The organism is Flavobacterium sp. CYK-55 (assembly GCF_018413465.1).
Taxonomy (GTDB): Bacteria; Bacteroidota; Bacteroidia; order Flavobacteriales; family Flavobacteriaceae; genus Flavobacterium.
Genome location: NZ_JAHCDK010000046.1, coordinates 1 through 325, shown reverse-complemented (window position 1 = coordinate 325; position 325 = coordinate 1). Strand labels below are relative to the sequence as shown.

Annotated in this window: 1 protein-coding gene; it reads left to right on the top strand. The window is 42.8% G+C overall.

Annotated elements, in window-relative coordinates; genetic code table 11:
* The coding region (locus KIH23_RS13665) for a putative Ig domain-containing protein (protein WP_213214054.1) at nt 1-325 on the top strand (325 nt) is incomplete at both ends.

Sequence of the window (325 nt, the reverse complement as noted above, 5' to 3'; positions counted from 1 at the left end):
TAGGAGTTCCGATTACTCATCTTCATCCATCGATTTCAGGCGGAGCAGTAGTCAACTACAGTATTTCGCCTAGTTTACCAAGCGGATTGACTTTTAATACCGCAAATGGTGAAATTGAAGGAACGCCGAATGTAGTTTCGTCAACTTCGATTTATACTGTGACAGCCTTCAATTCTGGTGGATCGACTTCGTTTGGCGTTTCGATTACCGTGAACGATGTGGCGCCTTCAACTTTGAGTTATAACTCGCCGAATGTATTCACCGTCGGAAGTCCGATTATAGATTTGATTCCGACTTTTACTGGAAATGTGACTTCGTTTAGCAT